Source organism: Mesorhizobium sp. B2-5-7 (assembly GCF_006440875.1).
Taxonomy (GTDB): domain Bacteria; phylum Pseudomonadota; class Alphaproteobacteria; order Rhizobiales; family Rhizobiaceae; genus Mesorhizobium; species Mesorhizobium australicum.
Window position 1 is genome coordinate 1 of record NZ_VFUO01000015.1, and the last position, 22543, is coordinate 22543.

Annotated in this window: 14 protein-coding genes and 1 pseudogene; 8 read left to right on the forward strand and 7 right to left on the reverse strand. The window is 58.2% G+C overall.

Annotated elements, in window-relative coordinates:
• Positions 1–131 precede the first annotated feature (131 nt).
• On the reverse strand, positions 132–1403 hold the full coding sequence (locus FJ543_RS31025; protein ID WP_064994946.1) for an acetyl-CoA carboxylase biotin carboxylase subunit family protein: 1272 nt from the start codon (positions 1401–1403) through the stop codon (positions 132–134).
• 1076 nt (positions 1404–2479) lie between these two features.
• Here FJ543_RS31025 and FJ543_RS31030 point away from each other — a divergent pair.
• Complete coding sequence (locus FJ543_RS31030) at positions 2480–3490, forward strand: alanine racemase (RefSeq protein ID WP_084016112.1); 1011 nt, start codon at positions 2480–2482, stop codon at positions 3488–3490.
• 1010 nt (positions 3491–4500) lie between these two features.
• Positions 4501–5271, forward strand: a complete 771-nt coding sequence (locus tag FJ543_RS31040) for a class I SAM-dependent methyltransferase (RefSeq protein ID WP_084016108.1) — start codon at positions 4501–4503, stop codon at positions 5269–5271.
• A gap of 491 nt (positions 5272–5762) precedes the next feature.
• Here the strand turns inward: FJ543_RS31040 and FJ543_RS31050 are convergent, their stop codons facing one another.
• On the reverse strand, positions 5763–6425 hold the full coding sequence (locus FJ543_RS31050) for a hypothetical protein (RefSeq protein ID WP_198327544.1): 663 nt from the start codon (positions 6423–6425) through the stop codon (positions 5763–5765).
• Positions 6426–6558: 133 nt separating this feature from the next.
• Positions 6559–7479 (reverse strand): PLP-dependent aminotransferase family protein, encoded by a 921-nt coding sequence (locus tag FJ543_RS31055; protein ID WP_064994936.1) that lies wholly within the window; start codon positions 7477–7479, stop codon positions 6559–6561.
• A 529-nt stretch (positions 7480–8008) separates the two neighbouring features.
• Here FJ543_RS31055 and FJ543_RS31060 point away from each other — a divergent pair.
• A pseudogene (locus FJ543_RS31060) lies at positions 8009–8761 on the forward strand (IS630 family transposase); the annotation flags it as partial.
• A 224-nt stretch (positions 8762–8985) separates the two neighbouring features.
• On the opposite strand, the gene FJ543_RS31065 reads toward FJ543_RS31060, so the two are convergent.
• The 4 genes from FJ543_RS31065 to FJ543_RS31080 form a co-directional block, all read right to left on the reverse strand.
• A complete protein-coding gene (locus FJ543_RS31065; RefSeq protein WP_064994934.1) occupies positions 8986–9837 on the reverse strand; it encodes a MaoC family dehydratase N-terminal domain-containing protein in 852 nt (283 codons plus the stop codon).
• A gap of 194 nt (positions 9838–10031) precedes the next feature.
• Positions 10032–11015 carry a LysR substrate-binding domain-containing protein gene (locus FJ543_RS31070; RefSeq protein WP_084016104.1) on the reverse strand — a complete coding sequence of 328 codons (984 nt, stop codon included), beginning with the start codon at positions 11013–11015 and terminating at the stop codon, positions 10032–10034.
• 174 nt (positions 11016–11189) lie between these two features.
• A complete protein-coding gene (locus FJ543_RS31075; RefSeq protein WP_064994932.1) occupies positions 11190–11972 on the reverse strand; it encodes a helix-turn-helix domain-containing protein in 783 nt (260 codons plus the stop codon).
• Between the two features lie 65 nt (positions 11973–12037).
• Complete coding sequence (locus tag FJ543_RS31080; protein WP_064994931.1) at positions 12038–14731, reverse strand: 2-oxoglutarate dehydrogenase E1 component; 2694 nt, start codon at positions 14729–14731, stop codon at positions 12038–12040.
• A gap of 169 nt (positions 14732–14900) precedes the next feature.
• Here FJ543_RS31080 and FJ543_RS31085 point away from each other — a divergent pair, with 169 nt between their 5' ends.
• The 5 genes from FJ543_RS31085 to FJ543_RS31685 all read left to right on the forward strand — a co-directional run bounded on the left by FJ543_RS31085 (position 14901) and on the right by FJ543_RS31685 (position 22540).
• Positions 14901–16133, forward strand: coding sequence for a CoA transferase (locus tag FJ543_RS31085; protein WP_064994930.1), 1233 nt, complete (start codon positions 14901–14903; stop codon positions 16131–16133).
• A complete protein-coding gene (locus FJ543_RS31090; RefSeq protein WP_084016102.1) occupies positions 16130–17815 on the forward strand; it encodes an acyl-CoA dehydrogenase family protein in 1686 nt (561 codons plus the stop codon). Before FJ543_RS31085 ends, FJ543_RS31090 begins: the two co-directional genes overlap by 4 nt.
• Before the next feature lie 705 nt (positions 17816–18520).
• A complete protein-coding gene (locus tag FJ543_RS31095) occupies positions 18521–19702 on the forward strand; it encodes a M24 family metallopeptidase (protein WP_064994943.1) in 1182 nt (393 codons plus the stop codon).
• Positions 19703–20098: 396 nt separating this feature from the next.
• The gene (locus FJ543_RS31100; protein ID WP_084016100.1) at positions 20099–21376 is read left to right on the forward strand and encodes an FAD-dependent oxidoreductase; all 1278 of its coding nucleotides are present in this window, start codon (positions 20099–20101) and stop codon (positions 21374–21376) included.
• Positions 21377–21799: 423 nt separating this feature from the next.
• Positions 21800–22540: a hypothetical protein gene (locus tag FJ543_RS31685; protein ID WP_318013090.1), complete on the forward strand. Its 741-nt coding sequence runs from the start codon at positions 21800–21802 to the stop codon at positions 22538–22540.
• Positions 22541–22543: the final 3 nt, after the last annotated feature.

Below are 22543 nucleotides of genomic sequence, written 5' to 3' on the forward strand. Positions count from 1 at the left end.
CGGACCGCCCGAGCAACCCTCGGACGCGCAGTGTAGGGTGAGCCACCTCACCGGCAGAAGCGGACATACGGTCTTACTGAACACATGAAACATGAAGCAATCCTCAAATGCAGTGTCAGTGTCATCTAGAGCTAGCGAAGGGGAGGATGGCGTTCTGCAGATTGCTCCGGTTCGCCAGTGGTCAGGAATGGTGTGATCGACCAATCGATTAAGTCGACTGCACGCTGAAGTATGGCTTCCGTCCGAGCAAGGCTGGGTGAAGCGGCGGTAACAAATCCGATGCGGTCCAGGTAATCGCCTTTCCTGATGATCAGCGCCTTGGGTTCGACATGCAACTTGACCTCGGCGACACCTGGTACCGCAGCCGCCCGATTGCCGCCTTTGATCCAATTGAGGATACCATCGCGGTCGGGAATCATGATCCGCGCGGCCGCAATGTGGGAACGCTTTCTGCGTAAATCCCATTCTTCGCCAATGACAAGTTTGATGTGCTCGGAGATAAGATCGACACCGTAAGCCAGCTGAACCAGTTGAGGTGCGGGAGCGCCACCGAGGCGTGGATTAACTTCAATCACGACTGGGCCAAGCTTCGTCCATCGGAGATCAATGTTCGCTGGCCCCCAGCCGAGGTTGAGAGCCCGCAGACAGCTCAGCGAGACTTCGACGATACGCTTATCTTCGTCATCAGTCAGCACGGCCGGATAGGTGTACTTATGACAGACAAAATGAGGCGGGAGGCCGAAGTCAGCGATGGCAATGGCAACGACCTCATTCCCCATTGTGTCGACGCTATAATGGGGGCCTTGTGCGAATTCCTCGACCAGTATCCTCGGGGAGGATCGCCATATGTGCTTGCCGCTCAACAAATAGCTTGTTTGTTCGGCCACTTCATCAGCATTGCGGCACAATCGGACTCCGATGCTGCCGCTGCCTACCGCTGGCTTAACAATCACCGGAAGGCCGATCTCCGCGGCAGAGCTTTCTACCCCCGCCGCATCCGTTGCCAAGCGATAAGCCGGCATTGGAACGCCGGCCTCCGCGAGGAGCTGATGTTGAACGAATTTGTCGCAGCAACGTTCGATTGATGCGGGGTTCGGCCCCGGTAGATCGAACTGTCGACAGAGCTTGCCGACTGTCACAGAGGCAGATTCATCGCCGCCCGCAAAGCCAGTAATGCCAGCAATGTCATATATAGCACTCAGCCGGTGACATTCGCGGACCAGCGCATCGAGATTGCCTGTATCGATCCGAATAGCTTCAATGCTTTCTGCGGCAAGATAGTCGTACTGGGTTGGATCTGCCGCTAGGGCAATTGGATCAAGCCCGAGACGCTGGGCCTCCTGGATGTATTGCAGACCATTGCCCCTATGGCCTTCAACTAGGATGAGCGCTCTTCTTGCCATCTCCGTCGACCTCCGTTGCATACTGTGCGGTAGTCCGAGCGTAAGTTGGGATCAGCTGTTTCAGTTTTGCATGATCACAGACGCTGCGGAGAACGTACTATATTCGGCGATTGACGACTGCAAAGTTTCTGTAAATTCGTTTGAAGAATCGGTTGCGAGGTTTTGCTCGGGACGGGGGGTATGGAGCCGTTAGCTCCTAGCGTATCCGGCTGAAGTTCCACCACACGAGCCGATCGATGCGGGCGATTGTCCAGCCCCTTGGCGATGCGCTGAAGGGTTTGCTGGAGCTAGACGATTGGATGAATACCGTTCACTTTTTTTGCCGTCTGCGACGTGGTTGCTATGGTCCCCACACACGTCCACTGCCTTCGGAGCCAACGAAGAGACCTTTCTGATTTTTTGTTTGCGGCCTGATGGTGGCGCGCGACGATAGTGGAATCGAGTTCGCCCGTCCGTCGTTGAGGAAGTGTTCGAGTGCGGCACGTCGTGACGTTGCATATCGGATCACCTCGGAGTTTTGACTTCCTTGAAATGCGCGGCAAATTCCCATAGCCTGAACAGGTCGGAAGCGATCGCCGAGGACCGATCCTGGCGTGCAGCCATGCGAACCTTTGATTATGGCCCCGGATTGCATTCTCTACCTTCCGGCGATCGCCGCGACTCCTGTGACGCCACCATTTCTACCGAAGCCACATTACGCATCAAATGTGTTTGAGCACATTGATGCGGGAAATCCGCCCGCCAGGACCTGTGAGGGCGAAAGCCGAATGGCTGCCCTACTCGACCACGATCGTTTTTCTTCAAACTATTTTGCAGTATCTTCACACTGAGGAGCTCCTGACAACGCTATAAATATAGAGGTCAGGTGCGCATAAAAGACCTGACGATCGGACCTGCAGCCCAAGCATGCAAGATCGGAACCAACAACCCATGGCAAGGAGAGCATTCATCCTGGTTGAGGGCACAAGAGGTAATGGTCTGCCATACGTACAAGAGGCCACGGGCATCGAAAAGAGAGAAACAATGAGCAATCTGGGGGTACCGCGCAAACTCAGGAGAAGGATCGGAACGCCGTGATGAGCTTCGGCCCACTTCTAAAAATTGAACTTCAGAAAATCACCCACAATGCAGCAATTATTCGGGAAGCTTTGCGACACAACGGCCATTCCTTAATGGTCGTTGTCAAAAGCTGCTGCGGTGACCCCAACATAGTTCGGGCGATTGCGGCCGCCGGCATCTCGCAGTTTGGGGATTCCCGGATGAGCAACCTCGAGCGCCTGAGAGAGGCAAACATAGAAGGGGAATTCTGGCTTCTTCGGTCGCCAGCGCCGGACCAGCGTGAGCGAATGGTGGAATTGTGCAATGGCAGTTTGCAATCCGATCTGGATACGATCCGGAAGGTCGAACAATTACGGCCGCCTGCTCCGCATCGTGTAATCCTCATGCTTGACCTCGGTACCGGCCGGGAAGGCTTTCAGCCCAATGAGCTTCTGCGCGCCTGCGATGAAGTCGAGAGGATGGCGCATGTTGAGCTTTACGGATTGGGTATTTATTTTATGCATGCAAGCGACCCGGCCTTCGTGGAGACCACCCTGGGGCGCTTTGGAGAGATATGCAACGAGGTAGAAAGTGCGCTTGGACGTGTTTTGAAGGCTAAGTCGTTCGCCACCTCGCTTGTGTATGATCACATTCTCAAGTCCGGATTTGTTCCGTCAGGTCTCAATCATCTTCGATTGGGAACAATGCCAATCATCGGGCGTCTAACTAGCGTCGACGACACGCCGGCTCTGCCCGGACTCGCGACGGATACCGCCGTGCTTGAAATCAAGGTGATCCAAACCAAGGTTCTATGTGATCGACCAATCGCGCTGCTTGAGATAGGGAATCTTGATACGGATATTCGCGCACTGCGCCCGATTCAAAGCGACCTGCGGGTGATAGATAGCAGTAGCGATCACACCATTGTTGAACAAACGCCCGGTGCAACTTTACTTAAAGTCGGCGACGCGGTTGAGTTTACTGTGTATTATAGCAGTTTTGTACGCCTTATGAGTTCACCGTATGTAACTAGAAGTTATAGTGTCTGATTAGGATGAGTCCGGCACTTCCTCGCAGCGGGTGGCTGCGACAAAAGGGTTGGCTGCGCAAACACAGTGTGTGGAATTTTGATACATTCGAGCCTTCCAGTCACTTTGGCTGGCCTACCCTCGCCTGCGTCTGGCGGATTTGACAGAAGAAGTCAAATTGCACCGATTAATGGAGTTCTGCATATGGCAACTGTTGGCGAGCATATCGTCGATACATTTATTCCACATAAGATAGATCGCGTGTTCTGCGTGCCTGGCGAGAGCTAACTTGGCCTCCTTGACGCACTGTATGGGCGGAGCGATGTCGAAACTGTCTTTTGAAAGTGGTGCAGATTTCATGGCGCTTACCGACGCAAGGCTTCGGGTCGGCCCGGCGTCGCCTGTGTCAGCCGCGGTCTTGGCGCTCCTAACGCCTCATTGCGGTACATGCGGCCCAACTGGACGGCGTCGCCTTTATCCTCATTGTGGGGCAAGTCGCGGCGCAAGACCTGCGCCGGGAGTCCTTTCCAGAATCGAGTGCGATATGTTCGGCTCGATCGGCAAATGGACAGCCGAAATCACAGTTCCAGAACGCCGCAGAGACAATGCTGCGTTCGCTGCAGGCAGCTACGACGGACGTTCCCGGTCCTGTCGTCATCGCTTTGCCAGAAGACGTGCTGACTGCGGAATGCACCGCTAAGGCCGTCAAACGGCAGGCGGAAATCACCTCGATGTCACCACGCAAGGGTACGCATTTCCACTGCTTGTTCATCCCTCCCAACAGTTAGGCCACATTCACAATGACCTATCAGCCATGGGCACACGTTTTGCGAGCGATCTTCCATTGCCCGTTTGCCGATCTCATTCATCGACACCGTGGGCCATCTGGAGAGCTTGCTCCCTGACCGAGAAAACAGTTCGAAGACTTCCCGTCTCTTGCGAAGGTGAATTCTGGTAAGCCAAAAAACCTACAGAAATGTCAACGGTTTACAATGTACACTTGATCGAAATTAAATTGGAGATTTGAACGTATGACCGGCAGATCAAATAAATTGTGCTCGACGGAGCGCTCGGATGAACATGATGTATATTTCAATGAGGATTACTCGTACTTTGGAGACGTCGTACATTCGCCAGAAGCGAGTGACAGGCAAGCAGACGCAATTTGGAAGCTTCTTTGTCTCGCACAAGGCAGCCCAGTTCTTGAACTCGGATGTGGTTATGGGCGGATTACCAACCGGTTGGCGGAGAAAGGAGCGCGGGTAACCGGATTGGATATCTCGCCGATCCTGCTGAAAAAAGCCAAAGCAGATGCGGCAGAAAGCGGGATGGATGTCGAATATGTTCTTGGCGACATGCGTTCTCTTCCCTGGCGGGATGGATTTGACGCAGCCTTTCTGTGGCATTTGACGTTTGGTTATTTCAGCGACGCGGACAATGAGAGAGTTCTTCGTGAAGCCGCCTCCTCACTTCGAAAAGGCGGGCGTCTGCTCATCGATCACTTAAATATTTTCGCTGTGCCAAGCCACGGGGCGCCTACCTGTTACGTTGCACAGCGTAATGACGATCTAAGAATCGATATGATGAGCACCGAGGTGCTAACCGGTCGTCGGCATTGCGATAGGCTTATCGTTCGCAATGGGTGCGTTAGACGAACCCATCTTTATTTTAGACTCTATGGGTTTGCGGAATGCGCTCGCATGTTGCGGAGCGCGGGATTCGAAAGTGTTGACGCTTATGGGGAGGAAGGCGCAGCGTTTACATCCGATGGTCCTCGCCTCGTCATTGTCGCCCGCAAATAATACCGATAGTTACTGTCTGTTGTGGCGGCAAGGACATCGAGGTAGCTGCAGGGCAACGAGTCCAAATCCTATGAGGTGGATAGCGACCTGCGCTGTGGCAAAGTGAGGTCGCTAAACTCTCACACTGGAGGCAAGCATGCCCGCTGAAGCTACCCAATCCGAAGCGCCGGCCACTCCGCGCCACGGCATTAATAATGCCTCCTCCACCGCTGTCGCTTCTAAGAGTTTGTCGAGCCTGTTGTTCGGCAGGAAAGCGAGGTCGCCCATTGCGGCTTCGGCCGCCGACTCACTCTTAGGCAGCCGAGCCACGGTGGGGCGCGAGAATCTGAGTGTTGCACCTATCGACCACGACGCTGTAAAGGCGGGCATGCTCAAATATGGGCGATTGAACGCACCCTACCGCCTTGTCCTTTGTCAGAAGATTAACCAGCGGCAGGCGACATTCTCGCGCGCGGAAAGCGTCATCGCGGCCAATCTCGTCATGCTATTGTTCAAGTCTTGCGCGCTGGAATATAGCCGGCCGCAGCAGCGGCTGAGCCAAAACTCTCGCCCGCGCGAATACGCTCTTCCACCTGCGCATCAATAGCTACTATTCTCTCTGCTTTCGCCAGAATCTCTTCTACTCGGGCACGCGGTACAGCCATAATTCCCGTATCATCACCGATCACAAGATCTCCTTGTGATACTGAAATACCCCCCATCATGATGTCACAACCAATTGGAAGAAGCTTCACCCGGGTTTTGCCCGTTGTAGGTGCAACCCACCGGCTTGAAAGCCACAGTCCCGTTTCGCGAATTTCATCTAAGTCTCGGCAGGCGCCGTCTATCACGACAGCCGTAGCCTGCCGATTTTTTGCGGCTATGGCGGCAAGACCGCCCATTGTCGAAATGGGCTCACCGTTCATATCCACCATCAACACCTTGCCAGGGCCCGTCGCTTCAATCAGCTGGCCGACCGCGAAGTCGGCCTTCTCAAAATCGCCCAATACACCGGTTAATTCGCGCGCAGTGACCGCGAAGCCGATCATGCAGCCGCTGCCGCTCCGTCGCGCGATGCCCTGAATAGTCCCCTTGATTCCGAGTTCGTCCAATGCATCCGACCATGCGCTGACCCCGAGCGCCGCACCACGCTCCAGGATCTCGTTCTCGTTCATTGTCACTTGGACTGCTCCTGCTCCTATTGAATGTTCCGGTGTCGATGCGAGTCGAGCCCACAGATTGCCCGATGATCAGCATTACTCTCTAGCGTCCGGGGGCCTATTTCAAGGCAAAGCCAGATACCGCGAATTACTCGGGATCAACTTGTTCGACTTTAGTGCTTGGCGAGATCCTTCCCAATAATGCTGACAGGACCTCTACGCCCCTGCGCACGGTAACCTCATCCATCGAGGAGAATGGCAAGCGCGAGAACGTCGCTGACGGCTTGCTGACGAAAAACCCGTCGCCATCGGCGACGTCTAGCCCCGCATTGCTGGCCTCCTTGCGCAGCCGCTGAGCATCCACCGGGTGCGCGAGTGTCACTCCCACAAATACGCCGCCGTCGGGCCGCACATAGCGATGGCCGGCCATGAATTCGTCCAGTGCCGAGACCATCGCCTCCAGACGCGGCGCATAGAGATGCCCAAGGGCGGCAAGCTGATCGCCTAAAAACCCACGGCGGAGCCATTCGCCAGTCACCGAGAGCGCGAAGTTGCCAGGCGTTACGTAGGTGCTCTCAGCCACCTTGGCCGCCGCGCTGATGGTATGCGGCGGCGCAATGAGATAGGCTGCGCGAAGACCAGGCGCGATCACCTTGGAGAAAGAATTGAGCTGGACCGTTACATCGCGGCCAATATCGAGGATTGACGGCTCTTGGGCGCCCTTGTAGCGAAGAAAGCGATAGGGGCTGTCTTCGACAATCCGGAAATCATGGGTCCTCGCCAGATCGACAAGATGCTGACGCTTGGTGGATGACCACGTGGTGCCGGTTGGATTTTGGAAATCCGGAACTGTATACATGAAGACGGGCCCGCGCCGCGCCGCGGCGTTCAACGGCTCGAGCGCCGGTCCATCCGCTTCCATCGGTATGGCGATGACATTTGCGCCGTAGTGGCGCAGCAGGTGGACCACTCGGTCGTAGCAAGGCTCCTCGATGAGCACGGTTTTGCCGGGCTTCAGCCAAATGCGACACAAAATGTCGAACAGACCGACAGAGCCGTCAGCAGCCATCACGTTGGCATGTCCACACCATGATAGTCGGCGAGCCATTCCCGCAGCGGCAGGGGCCCGACCGCGGGCCCATACTGGTAGGCGACAACCTCGCGGGATGACGCCAACCCTTGGACGCAGAGCTCCAACTGCGCGCGTGGAAAGGCTTCTTCGGCAGGAACTCCGCGTGCGAAATTGATGCGTTTGGGCATAGTCTCACTCTCTCTGTCTGGCGGAAGAAATCGTAGCCAAGCACCGTTATAAATGCAGTCGCGCGTTACTATTATCAGCTATGCCGGGTTGAGATAGGCGGGGAGCGATCTGTGTCGCGGGAGTTGCGTAGTCCGCATTCGTTCGACAGCGCCTGGGTCAGGAAGCAAGAAGGCCAACGAGTGCCCTAGAGCGGGATGAGATTTATGGGAGTCGTGGGATTCCCAAATCAGCGTTGATCTGATTCAACCTTGATGCTGGGCGGAGGCCAGCATGGATGGTTGGATATTCGATGGACCTGCGCGAACGGGTTGTTGCGGCGGCTGCTCGATTTGGCGTATCGGGAGCGTGGCGCGACTGGCTTGTCGAGCGCTGCCGGGAGAAGGACTTCACCTTGCGCGGCCTTGTGGCCGAACTCGGCGAGCGCGGCCTGAAGGTCGACTGCCGCTCGGTGTGGGAGTTCGTGCACGCCGAGAAGCTGTCTCACAAAAAAAGACGCTGATCGCCTGCGAGCAAGATCGTCCCGATGTTGCGCGCCGACGGATGCAATGGGTTCTGTATCAGGACCGGATCGATCCCACCCGCCTGGTGTTCATCGACGAGACCTGGACCAAGACCAACATGGCCCCGCTCAGAGGCTGGGCGCCGGTCGGACAGCGGATCAAGGCCAAAGTGCCGCATGGCCACTGGAAGACCATGACCTTCCTGGCTGCGCTGCGCCATGATCGCGTCGAAGCGCCTTGGCTCATCGACGGACCAATCAACGGCGAGAGGTTCCTCCTCTATGTCGAGAAGGTTCTCGTACCCACCCTCCAGTCGGGCGACATCGTTGTGATGGACAATCTCGGCTCTCACAAAAGCAAGGCCGTTCGGCGCGCCATTCGCAAAGCCGGGGCGAAGCTCTTCTTCCTGCCCAAATACTCGCCCGATCTCTCCAATCGAACAGCTCTTCGCCAAGCTCAAGCACTGGCTGCGAAAAGCGGCAAAGCGAACCGTCGAAGCCGTCTGCGACGCAATCGGCCAAACCCTCAATCGTGTCACTCAACACGAATGCTCAAACTATTTCGCAAACTCAGGCTATGACCGGAGCTAATCTCATCTCGCTCTAGCAGTCTGGTGGGGAAGGCTGGTGATGTTAGAACGGGCATTAAGATCCTCCGCCTGCACGCGGATGCGAAGGCGCGAGTTAGCGAGCGGTGTGGCGATCTGCTCGGCCTGGTCGGTGGAGCTCAGAACAGGTTCGACCGCCACGCCTGCAAGCCGCAATGACGGCACAAGCTCTGCCCGCACGCCTCGCAGCTGTGACGTTGCTGAGGCTCATCCCCAGGCTGCCTCCGCGATCATCGCTACTGGACCATCTTGACGCGCGGTCCAAAGTTTCATTTTTCCGTCTTCCTCCGCCGCATGCAGGTTTATGGATTCATCATCAAAGAGCGATGAAGCCGCGCGGAAAACGAACTTCGACGGGGGCTTGCCCTTCAATTCGGCCGCATAGTTCAAAAGCAGTGTCGCCTGCAGCGGTGCATGAATGACAAGGCCGGAATAATGCTCGACCTCGACGGCGTAAGGGCGGTCATAGTGGATGCGATGGGCGTTGAACGTCAGCGCCGAATAGCGAAAGAGCAACGGAACGGAGACGCCGACCTGCCGGTTATGCGATCCCATCGCAGCTGCCTCGGTATCCGGCTGGTTTGAAGCGTCCTGCGCCGTGCTTGCCTCTCGGTACACGATCGTCTGCGTCTCCTCGATCATGACTGTCCCCAAGACACTAAGCTTGTGCTCCACTGTTACGAAGCAAAGCGTTCCAGTCCGGCCTTCCTTGACCGCCACGTCGGCCACCTGCGAGACCCGCTCGACCAGGTCGCCCACTCGCAACGCTCCGGAAAAGGCAAGGCTGCTGCCGGCCCACATGCGTCGCGGCAACGGGACCGGGGGCAGAAAACCGCCCTTCTCTGGATGACCGTCCTCAGCAAGCAAGCTCGTTGGCATAGCGGAGGGGGCAAGGCAGTAGTTGATAAGCAGCGGCGCAGCATCGCCCAGCGACGGAACGGCGCCCTTAATATCGATGGCCGCACTGAACCGTCGAACCAGATCGGGCGAAATGGTATCGGATGCGCTTTCCTCACGGCCGATCCATGAGCGAAGCCGCTCGACGTCCAAATTAGGCATCAGTATGCTCGGTTTGGGGTGCGCAGGCGGTGTGTCGTGAGTCCGTGCCGGGATCGGTCGACAGGGTCGCGGGTTGCCAAGGAAGATAGCCACGTCATTCTCGAGCCCTTCGTTGCTGACTAAGCGAGCCTGTGATGGGCGTTCTCGGGCCCGGGCGACAGACCCTGTTATGGGAAACTAGCTATGCCCCTTGGTTATAGGTCGCCGCAGCCATCATAGGGGATTGAGGCTTTGCTGAGACGTCCCATCATGCGACCGTCTTCGACGGCCTTGCGAAGTTCGACGCGCACCCGGCGGGCAAGCTCGCGCATGGCGAGTGTGGTTGGCCTCTGCAGCGAAAAGGCCAGCATGAAGCGTTGCGTGAGATTGGGCTCGACCAGCTTCCTGAAGCTGAATTCGGGATTGCTGGCCTCGAAATTGATCACGCCGTGCGGCAGCACTGTCAGGCCATGCCCGTCGCGGACCAGTTTCTTGAGCGGCGCCAGAGCATCGACTTCCGCCTTGATGTCAAGCTCAAGGCCAAGCCGTTGCATGGCGCCGTCCAATTCGCGGCGCAGGCCATGATTGCGGCCGACGAGCAGGAGCGGCAAGCCGACCAGCGCAGGGGTCGGGAAGGTTTCCGTGTCGGGGGCGATGGCGTCAATATCTCTTCTTCGACCGAACAAAAGCAGGTCGACCTCGAGCAGGGGGTCCATGCGCATATATGGCGCCTTGCGTGCATTGTTGATGATGGCCATGTCGACGCGGCCGCTGGCCAGCCATTCATTGATGAAGCCGGAAAGGCCGTCCACCAGATGAAGCTTTATCTGCGGATAATGCACGAAGAAATCGCTCACGATCTCCGCGCCGATCGCAGCACTCATGGATGGCGGCATGCCGAAGACGATGTCGCCTGCGGGAACCTTGGCGGCGGCGACCAAGTCCGATTTGACCTGATCAAGCTCCCGTAGCACCGGCACGATGGCGGCATAGAACTGAGCCCCTTCCTCTGTGGCCCGAACGCCGCGACCGTGGCGATACAAAAGCTGCACCCCCAGTTCTTCCTCCAACTGCCTGATCTGGCGACTCAAGGCTGGCTGGGCGACTCCAATGATGCTCGAGGCCTTCGAGAGCGCGCCTGATTCCGTGACAATCAGGAAATGTCTTAGCTGTCGCAGTTCCAAAAGGGCTGACTCCAATCAGGTCGCGAGTGTTGTCCCGAGATCATGCCTGTCTGTTATATCTTAGAAAGATGCCGTGCTTAAAGCGCGATTCGCTGGTCTAAGGTCGTCCCGCATGAGAGGCAGCTTGCGGATCTCTAAGGCATTGAGACAGGAGCGCGGTTGCGGGAGCTTTTTGCACTGGCGTTGGCCTCATGAATAATCGGATGAGAGCAGGCGGCCAATGCGGTTGGCCGCCGCCGTGAGCTTGGGCAGGATCTTGGCGAGCTGCCGCCGCCTGTCGCCAGCCATGCGCAGCATCAGGCTGCTGAGGGCGATATATTCACCGGCCACGGTCGGCACAGGGACCGCCACGGCCCAGATTCGTGACTGGTAGACCTCGTCAAGGTAAGCCTGTTCGGCAAAGGCGTAGCCATGGCAACGGACGTCCTCGAGCCTTTCCGGGAGCGCCGCTAGAAGCGTGGGATTGCTATCCCAGCGCGACGAACTCTGCCCTCGGGCCAGCGCCTGACGGCGTTCCTCGGGAGACATGCGCGAAAGGGTCACGAGGCCGACGCCGGTGGCGACGAGCGGAATGCGCGCACCAACCCTGCCTGGGATCGATAATCCCAGCGCGGCGCGGTTGGAATAGGCGATCACCATGGCGTCGCCGTCGAAGACCGCCAGATTCGACGGCCACCCGATCTCTATATGCAACTGCTCCACCACAGGCATTGCGAGCTCGATCAAGCGATAATGAGGGTCATATCCGCGGCTGAGGGCTAGGGTCCGCCCGGTCACCTTGTAGGTCGTCTTGCCAGCTTGGCGATAGACGTAACCGCCCTCGAGCAGCGTTTCGACGAGGCGGACCACAGTTGGCTGCGGCAATTTGCAGAGGTTTGCAATGTCCGACACATTGATTGGTCCATGCTCGCTGACGGCTCGCAACACCGCCAGCCCCCTCTGCACAGCTCTCACCGGTTCAAAAACGGACATTGGGCAGTTGATCCCGGTTGTATCCTCCCGATCGCCTAGCTTATGGTCCCGATCAGGTCGAGAGCCTATTCCGCGGCCTGAGCGCTAACGGCAGGTGACAGTGCCGAGGCGATAATATCGTTTTGCTCCACCTCATGCCGGTCGATCGATCCACCGGCGGCTGCAGCCATCGCTGGCCGTCCGACATAGGCGAGCGGCCGGTCGGGCGCCATTTCGCCCACGCGATCCCGCATGAAAGACCATGCCCCTTGATTGGAAGGCTCCTCCTGGCACCACACGATCGGAATGCCCTGGAACCGCTGGAGGACCGCGCCGATGGCTTCGCTCGGGAAGGGATAGAGCTGTTCGACGCGGACCAGCGCCACGTCGTTGATGCGCTCTTGCGCCATAGCCGCCCGAAGGGCGTAGGCGATCTTGCCCGAGCAGAGCACCAGCTTGCAGCACGTCGAGGCGCAGGGGGCCTCGACGATCACTGGCTGGAAAGACGTTCCCTCGGCGATATCATCAAGCCTCGATACGCAATCGCGTAAGCGCAGCAGTGACTTCGGGGCGATCAGAAACAGCGGCTTGCGCATCGAGCCCCGTACCTGTCGGCGATAGAGGTGGAACAGGTTTGCCGGCGTCGAGGGGTTTGCGACGACAAGATTGCCGCCGGCACAGGATTGAAGTATACGCTCGATACGAGCCGAGGAATGGTCCGGGCCCTGGCCTTCGAGCCCGTGCGGCAGGGCAATGATGAGCCCGGAGCTCATCCGCCACTTCGCCTCGGCAGTTACAATGAACTGGTCGACGACCACCTGGGCGCCATTCAGGAAGTCGCCGAACTGGGCCTCCCAAACCACCAGTCGCGTCGGGTCGGCTAGGCTCATTCCGTATTCAAAGCTCAGCACCCCATACTCTATCAAGGGCGAGTTCACCGCGTCAAAGCGCGCGCCGGCCTGGCCCAGGCCCGCGAGAGGCATCGCAGTCTGACCGGTGCGCCGGTCATGCAAGACCAGATGGCGCTGCGTGAACGTGCCTCTGGCGCTGTCTTGTCCGCTCAGTCGCACCGAGGTGCCTTCGTCCAGAAGGGAGGCGAAAGCCAGAGCCTCGGCGGTGGCAAAGTTGAAGCCGCTGTTTTTCTCGATCGTCTCCAACCGCGCCGTCAGGAAGTTGCGCACCTTCGGGTCGGCTTCGAAGCCGTCGCCGACGGCACTCATGCGCCGGGCCGAGTCCAGCAGCCGATCGCGCGCGACGCCGGTCACGATGCCGAAGGGGAAGGGGCCAGCGGGCTGCGGCGGGGCAAAAATGTCAGTTTGGCGCTCCGGTTCCCCGTTACTCATCTGGTCATATGTCGTATAGGCTCGGTCGAGCGCCAAATGGAACGCCCTGCGCTTCGCCTCTGCCATATCGAACGCTGTGGCCGAGGCGGCCTTGACACGATCCGAATGCAATTGCTTGAGCGTCGGCCGCTCGTCGACCTTGGACCAGGTAAGCGGCTGTGTGAAACGCGGTTCGTCGAGTTCGTTGTGGCCGTTGCGGCGGTAGCAGACCAGGTCAATGATGACGTCCTTCCCTGTCGCATTGCGCCACGCGACCGCAACGCGGGCGACCGCAGCGGCGGCAATTGGGTCTTCGCCGTTGACATGGAAGATCGGCACGCCGAAAGCCTTGCCGATATCGCTCGGATGCGGCGACGAACGTCCCTCTGACGGGAGGGTCGTGAACCCGATCTGGTTGTTGACGATAAGATGGATAGTGCCCCCGACACTGTAGCCAGCCAGCGCGGAAAGCTGGAGCAATTCCCAGACGAGACCCTGGCCGGCAAAGGCAGCATCAGTATGCATCAGGAACGGTAGGACCTGCGAGGCACCGGTCGTGCCAGCGTTCGCCCTCCCCTTCTGCTCCTGTCTGGCGCGCGCCGCCCCGACAGCTACGGGCGCGACAACGATCAGATGGGATGGGTGAGGCAGCAGACGCACAGCCACTTTACCTGCGCCGGTCTCGACCTCCGCAGCCAGGCCGTTGTGGTAAGGCACGTCGCCGGTGAAGGCCGCAGCGCCATCGGTGATGTCGCGCCCCTTGATCTCGGCAATTAGCGCCGGCAGCGGCTTGCCGAGCACGGTCGCAAGCGTCGCCAGGCGGCCCCGGTGCATGCCGCCGATAACCACCTCCCGGACTCCCACCTCGGCCGCGTAGCGAAAGATCTCGCGAGAGATGACGGCCGACGACTCCGCCCCCTCTATGCCGAAACGCTTTTTGGTCGGCCATTTTGTTTTGATGAAATGTTCGAATTCGTCGGCCAGCATCACCGCTTCAAGCGTGCGCGCATACACCTCGTCGTTAGCTTTGGCGAGGATCTCGCGTTCGAAGCGCTCATAGACCCATGCGCGTTCATCGGTATCGAGTAAATGGCTGGCCTCGATGGCTGCCGTGCCGCAATAGATCGAGCCGAGCGTGGCGATCGCCTGTGCTTTTGGCAGGCTCACTTCCCCGCCGGCTAGCGTCAAGGCAACGGAATCTTCGCCGCCTTCAATAGAGTTCAGTTCCGGGATGAGGCCGGGAGCGCTCATTTCAAGAGGGTCGAGGCGGGCCTGGCGGTGCCCATAAATCCGAAACAGTTCGGCTATGCGGTCGCCATTGTCGCCACTGGCGTGCGCCGGCGCTTCCATCAAGGCGAGCTTCACCCGCCAGTCGGCTGGTACCGACGCCGGATCTTTCACGAAGCGTGCATACAAATCCAGGAAAAAGGCGCTATCGCCACTGAGGGGCAGGGTCATAGATGCTCTCTTGAGGGCACGTTCGGTTGTCGCCGAACCAATAAAGGGTGCTAAGAAGAAGTCTCGACATTTTGGAGCGCGTATTCACGCAATGAATAAAATGAGCCGTATTCCTTGATGGGCGGGGCTATTTCCCCCATGAGGTGAGCTGAACTTGACGGGTTAAGCGATGTATGGACTTCTTCATGGTGTGCGGGTGATCGAGGGGGCATCCTTCATTGCCGCTCCCTTCTGCGCGCTCTCGCTTGCCCAGCTGGGCGCTGAGGTCATTCGCTTCGATGCAATCGGCGGCGGTCCTGATTTTCATCGTTGGCCACGCTCTCCCGGCGGCGGCAGCTTCTATTGGGAAAGTCTCAACAAGTCCAAGAAGTCCATTGCCATCAATCTCGCGGACCCTCGCGGACGTGAGCTTGCTGCGGCTCTGGTGACTGCCCCAGGCGAAGGCGGCGGCATCTTCGTCACCAACTATCCTGTGGCCGGATTCCTGTCGCATGATCGGATGGCAGCGCGCCGGCCGGACGTGATTACGGCGCGTATCATGGGCCATGCCGACGGCGGCAATGCTGTCGACTACACCGTCAATTGCGCTATGGGCGTCCCGATGATGACCGGCCCCGCCGAGAAGCCCAACGATCCTGTCAATCACGTTCTGCCGGCCTGGGACCTTTTGGCCGGGTCGACTGCGGCGACCAGCGTCCTTGCCGCGCTTATCAGCCGTCGTGCCACCGGACTGGGTCAGGAGATCCGCGTCCCGCTAAGCGACATCGCCGCCGCCACGCTCGGCACGCTAGGCCAGGTGGCCGAGGTGGTTGTAAACGGACGGGACCGCCCGAAGATAGGCAATGACCTCTTCGGAGCCTTCGGCCGCGATTTTCTCACAGCAGACGGCCAGCGGCTGATGATCGTGGCGATTACCAGCCGCCAATGGAGTGGGCTGGTGCAGGCCCTCGGCATTGAGGCCGGGGTCGCTACGCTCGAGGCTGAGCTGGGTGTCTCGTTCGCACAGGACGAGGGGCTGCGCTATGAGCACCGTGGTCGCCTAGGCGCGTTGGTCGAATATGCCGTTTCAACGAGCCCGGCCGCTCACCTAACAGCGCGCCTTGATGAAGCCGGCGCATGCTGGGGGCCGTATCGCACATTGTCGGAAGCGGTCGCCAAGGAGAAACCCTTCCAGCCGGAAGGCGAACTCTTCACAGACGTGGACCATGTCAGCGGACACACCTATCCAACGCCAGGCTATCCCGCGACCTTCCGGGGACTTCAGCGCCAGACGCCGGTACGGGCCCCGAAGCTCGGAGAACACACGGAAGAAGTGCTGGCCGGCGTTCTCGCCCTACCCAGCCACGAGATTGCCGCCTTGCATGATAGCGGCGTCGTCCAGAGTCCAGGAGCACATGCGTGACGGCCAATCCTCTCGAGTTCGCTTCAGGCGCCACCCTTGTCGCGTTGGCGAACAGTGCCGTGACCGCAGCTGAACGCTACGTCGCTGCCGTCCGCGAAAAGGTTCAAACCTTGGTTGCTCCCCAAGGAAAGGTGGATTCGCGCTTGCTTGACCGGTCTCAGCGCGTGGCCCACGGCTTCGCCTGGCTGGCAACGTCGGTGGCTACGCTCAATGCGGTTGCGGCCTGGGGCGCGCGCCATCTGCGCGAAGGGACTTTGCGGCGTGGCGACGAACTCGTGATCGCTATCGGGTTCGGCGAGTATCTTGGCCAGCTCGTAGGCGGGCTCCCGATGAGTCAAAATGAGATTCTCCGCCCGGCGGAACTTAGCGCTACCGCCGAGGCCCTCGCGCTCCTGCGCGAGCCCTCGGTCGCGTCCTTCATGGCTCATGGCAATTCTCCCGCGCACCGCGAGGAACTTGTCTCGCTGGCCGCCCAAGGAGACGCGGTGAGTGAAAAGCTGGGCGATGACGACCTCGACTTGATCCGGCTCGAGATTCGGCGCTTCGCCGACGAGCGCATCTTGCCGAATGCCCATGGTTGGCACCTGAGAGACGAGCTGGTTCCGGACGAGATCGTCACAGAGATGGCGCAGCTGGGCGTGTTCGGCATCTGCATCGATCCCGCGTTCGGCGGACTGGGCCTTGGCAAGCTCGCAATGTGTGTCGTGACCGAAGAGCTGAGCCGGGCCTGGATTGCGACCGGCTCGCTCGGCACGCGCTCGGAGATCGCTGGCGAGCTTATAGCAGCCGCCGGCACGCTCGAGCAAAAGCAGCGCTGGCTTTCCCGCATCGCCTCTGGAGAAATCTTGCCGACCGCGGTTTTCACCGAGCCGGACACCGGGTCTGATCTTGCGAGCCTGAAGACCCGGGCGGTCAAGACACCCGAAGGCGGCTGGCTCATCCAAGGCAACAAGACATGGATCACGCACGCTTCGCGTAGCGATTTGATGACGGTGCTGGCCCGCACCAATCCCGCCTCGACCAGTCATGATGGACTTTCCATGCTGGTTGTCGAAAAGCCACGCGGCACCCGGGACGAGCCTTTTCCGTCTTTCGGCATGAGTGGTGGCGAAATCGAAGTCCTCGGTTATCGGGGGATGCGCGAATATGACATCGCTTTTGACGGCTTCGCCGTCCCGCCCGGCGGACTGCTCGGTGGGGCCGAGGGTCAGGGCTTTCGCCAATTGATGCGAACGTTCGAGGGCGCGCGCATCCAGACTGCAGCCCGCGCGGTCGGCGTTGCGCGTCGCGCGTTTGAGCTGGGTTTGGGCTATGCGCTGGAGCGCAGGCAGTTCGGCCGATCGATCGTCGCCTTCCCACGGGTCCACGACAAACTTGCCATGATGCTCACCGAAACCGTGATGGCCCGCGAGATGACCTATTTAGCCGCCCGCCAAAAGGACTTGGGCACGCGCTGCGACATCGAGGCCGGTATGGCAAAGCTGCTCGCCGCACGCGTTGCTTGGTCGAACGCCGACACCGCGCTCCAAATCCACGGCGGTAATGGCTACGCCCTTGAGTATGAGATCTCGCGTGTCCTTTGCGACGCCCGCATCCTGAACATCTTTGAAGGCGCTGCCGAAATCCAAGCCCACGTCATCGCCCGGGGCATGCTGCAACAGCAGCCGGGGCAGCAAAACTAGATCGGGGCGTTGCCAAGTCGCCCCAGCATTTCGAAATTATCTGTCAAAAAACGCATCAAGAACCTGCCCATTCGTCCCTAAGGCGGCTTGTGATCCTAGTCGTCGACAACATGTTGGCTATGCCGAACCCGGTGAGATCGCCGAGGCAGCGATCGCCGCCTATGCGCAGGAAGAAGCGACCGCCGCTCTCCAGCGCCCGAGCATCTATTCGCGATGCGCCAAGGACGGTCAATGGGAGCATAAGCCACTCCGATCGCACGAACCGTCGCAGCGTTGCGCACGGCTGTCGAGGCTTGGCGTCAGAATGGCCTGAAGGCGCTGTGGTGCCGCTATGGTGCGATGCATTCAGAGCGCCCGAGTAGCGCGACAATCCGGGAGAAGGCACTCTCACTTTGATTGCCGAGCTGCAAGCCCGTTGGTCTCGGCAATAGGTTCAGCTTTCGCTGATCGCAAATGATGATCTCAAAATGCGATGGGATACCCCGTTGATTTATATTGGCCATGCCGCTGTGTGCCTTGATATCATCCCTCAGTTCCTAATTGCGTCTAACTGGATCATTTAGGCGTCGCGGGTGGGCTAAAATTGTCTGTCGTAATGAAACTCTTGAAACGGAACACTTTGAGTTATCAAGGGATGAGGGCGTCGTAGCAAGGCCTAGACAGACTACGGCGTATCAGTTGCTCATCGCACAACGGGAGTACCAAATGACTACAGCTGAATTGCGATTTGAGGTCTCAGAATATCAAGAGCGCCTCGCCAAAACCCAAAAGGCAATGGAGCGAGCAGGGGTCGACTTGCTCATCGTCACCGATCCTGCAAACATCGGTTGGCTGACGGGTTATGATGGCTGGTCGTTCTACGTGCACCAATGCGCGATTGTTCGACTTGATGGGCCGCCGATCTGGTTCGGTCGCAAGATGGATGCGAACGGTGCAAGAAAGACGACCTATCTCGGCGAAGAGTGCATCAAGTTCTATGAAGACTACTACGTTCAATCTGACGACTTCCATCCAATGACCGTGCTTGGGCAGTTGATCACCAGTAGCGGATGGGGCTCGTCGACGATCGGCATTGAAATGGACGTGCCGTACTTCACCCATGCGGCTTTTGACGCCCTTGAGACGAGCCTTCCGAACGCAAAGTTCAAAAACACCACGCGGCTGGTGAAATGGCAGCGGATTGTGAAGTCTGCCCGCGAGATGGAATACATGCGCGGTGCCGGCAAAATCATCACTGCGATATACGAGCGCATCGAAGAAGTTCTTCGTCCGGGGCTAAGACAGAACGATCTCGTCGCTGAAATTTGCGATGCCGGTATCCGCGGTGTCGATGGATTTTGGGGTGACTATCCCGCCGCCTTTCCGCTCATTGGCGCTGGGGCGAATGCAGCGGCTCCTCATCTGACCTGGACTGATCGTCCTATAAAGCCACACGAGAGCATCTTTTTCGAATTGGCTGGCGTTTACAAGCGTTATCATGTCCCGCTGTCTCGAACGTTTTATCTGGGAAAGCCGCCCCGGAAGATTCTCGATGCCGAGAAGGCGATCCTTGAAGGAATGGGAGCTGGGTTTGAGCAGCTTCTTCCCGGCAAGACCTGCGAAGATGTGGCGTTAGCATTCTTCAAAGAACTTGCGCGACACGGCCTAAAGAAGGAAGGGCGAACCGGCTACTCAATCGGAATGGCCTACCCCCCTGGCTGGGGCGAGGCGTCGGCAAGCTTCCGTAAGGGCGATCACACGGAACTTAAGCCAGGAATGTGCTTTCATTTCATGTCTGGCCTCTGGTACGGCGACTGGGGTATCGAGATTACTGAAAGCCTCATGATAACCGACGGAAAGCCGGAAGTTCTGTCGAACAGCCCCCGCAAATTAATCATAATCGAATAATTCAGCTATGCATCGGCGACGTCGCCCCCGGTCAAAAGTTGGCTGTTCAACGGAGGGGTAGCATGCAGTCGGCTTGCAAAAGCGGGGCGGCGTCGCATCAGTGGCGTTCGGTAGAACTAAAGTGGGGAGCGCCCGCGCGGCTGGTAGCGGTGTCTGTGCCGGCACGACTCTTGGGAAAAACTGTACCAGCGGCCATACCTGGATTGCCACGTGCTCGCGTAGCGATTTTCGATAGTCATTCCGGCATTTCGGTGAGCCGATCTTGACATAGAGACCACCCCATCGATCCGGTCATTGCCTGTGTTCGTGCTCATACTGCTCGCCACCCTGGCCTCAATCCGCCCAAGCGGCTCAAACAGCTTCCAGCCGAAATGGATGCTTCTATAGGACCTCTCAATGAGCGACGTAGCTGACATTGTAGTCGTTGGAGCAGGAATGGTCGGGGCGGCGACCGCGCTCCAACTCCAGAGGCTTGGCCGTAAGGTCATTTTGGTTGATCGGCGGGAACCTGGATCGGAAACTTCTTATGGCAATGCAGGCGTTATTTCTGGCTTGAATATTCAAATAACAATCCCCAGGGAACCTCTGCAACTAGCGCAGCTTCTTCTGAACCGAGTACCGTATTTCCGTCAGAATCTATTTGCCCTTCCAAGCAATCTACCCTGGCTGTGGGCATTTTGGCGGGCGTCATCGGACTCGAATTTGTGGCGTATTGCCTTACAGTCTCAACCACTCTTCTCGACCGCGATTGCTGAGCACTTGTGCCTCGCGAGTCTATCACGTGCGTCTCACTTGCTGCACGATGTGGGATACCTTTCAATCATTCGGGACAAAACAAAGCTCAGTACAATCTCACGCGATAAGCGTTTAGCGCTTGCTTGTGATTATCCGTTCAGAATTATCTCGACGGAGGAGATAGCCGAACTGGAACCCTTTGTGAAACCAGGTGCGGCAGGAGGCCTGTATTGGCCCGGCACATATCATACGCCGGCTCCCGACCAACTTGCCAAAGCCTATGCGGAAGCGCTTGTGCGTTTCGGCGGTGAGTTCCGGCAGATGTCCGTCACCAATCTCGGGCGGCACAAAAGCGGTGCCTGGGATGTAGAGTCATTGAATGACACAATTCAGTCACGCAATGTCGTCATATCGGCAGGTCCATGGTCAAAGGGACTCCTGGAGCCACTCGGCTATAACTTGCCACTCGGCTCCAAACGAGGATATCATCTTCATTTTCGACCAAAAGACGGCGCGCACTTGACTCGTCCGGTAAAGGACGATGAGTATGGCTTTGTGCTTTCACCTATGAACCAAGGCATCAGACTGTGTGTTGGTGTGGAGCTGGATCACTTTGACGCGCCGGCAAGGGATATGCTTGTGCAAGGAGCCATTGGTCCTGCAAGAGAGCTATTCCCGATCGGTGAATCCTTAGACTCTACGCCCTGGCTTGGACGTCGGCCCACTTTTCCTGATCAATTACCGATGATCGGTGCAGCTCCTAACCACAAGGGCCTATGGTTTAATTTTGGCCACGGTCACTACGGTCTCACCCTTGGGCCAACTTCTGGAAAGCTGCTCGCTGAAATGATGGACAACAGAGTGCTCTCCATGGATCCAGTTCCTTTCGCGCCTCTTCGCTCGTTCCGACCGAGCGCCGCTCTGAAGTCAACGGGATAAGAATGTGGCCCCGTCGCGTCGTCGGCAGAACCGGCGGCACGTCGATGCGTCCGCGGAAAGCCGAAACGCGCGGCGCTTGGCGGATTTGCCTCGCTTGGCCCCTTCCACCCACGGAGGCGCCTCCAGTCGAACTCGCCGCGCCCGGTGCATCAGGCTTGCCTCGGTCAGCACGTCCGGTTGCTCTGTTAAGTGGCTAGCGAATCCGCAAAGCCATGATCTGGGCCAACGGAGAGTGGCAAGCTGGTAGCCGACAGAAATTCTTTGATCAAGCCGAAAGGATCAATATCAGAGGTAGCGATTGGAGAACGACTGAAGAGCCGCGGGGTACCCGCGAAGCGAGAAGAAGAAGTTTAACGGAACGGCCACAATGCCGCTCAAAGTACAACAGAACGTAAGGAACTTCGCCAGCTTGGAAGCGAACCCTTGAGTTCATTCTTTGGTGCTTCAACCATGATGTTTCAAAACCGACGTGCACTTGGAATTCTTGAGCTTGATGAAGGCGTGCAAGCCGAGAGTTCTTCGCTAGATCCGCGGCCCGGCGGCTTACTGAGCCCAACGACCTTTGATCACCCAATCGTGACGGAGCTCGTGGAGGGAGCATGGCCGGATATGGTCATTCGTGGTTACCCGTCGCTCGAAGGCGCGTGCGTGGCAGCCGCCACACGCTTGGTCGAACGAGGGGCAGCCGTGATTTCCTCTGACTGTGGTTTTTTCATCCGACATCAAGAGGCGGTCGCCGCTGCCGTCAATGTTCCCGTTGTGATGTCTAGCCTGCTCTTGGTTCCAACCTTGCTGCGACAGCTGGCGCATCCTCACAAGCTTGCCGTGGTGACCGCTGATTCAAGACATTTCGGGGAAGACCTGCTTAGGCTCGATAATCCGAGAGATCGGGCGAGGGTGGTCATCGGCGGCGTCGAAGGCGGCGAATTTCTCCGCAACGCTTTGATGCGTCCTGCAATCCGAACCGAAGTCGATCAGATTGAGAAGGAAGTTACCGCCTGCGTCACGCATCTTCGTGCTGAGCATCCTGAAATCGCAATGCTGCTGATGGAATGCACGGGGTTCCCTTATGTCACGAACGCACTCCGCCGCCATACGGGGCTACCCACCTATGACATTACGAACCTATGCCGGCTATCGCTTGCGGCCGTTTGCTCAGACTAACCT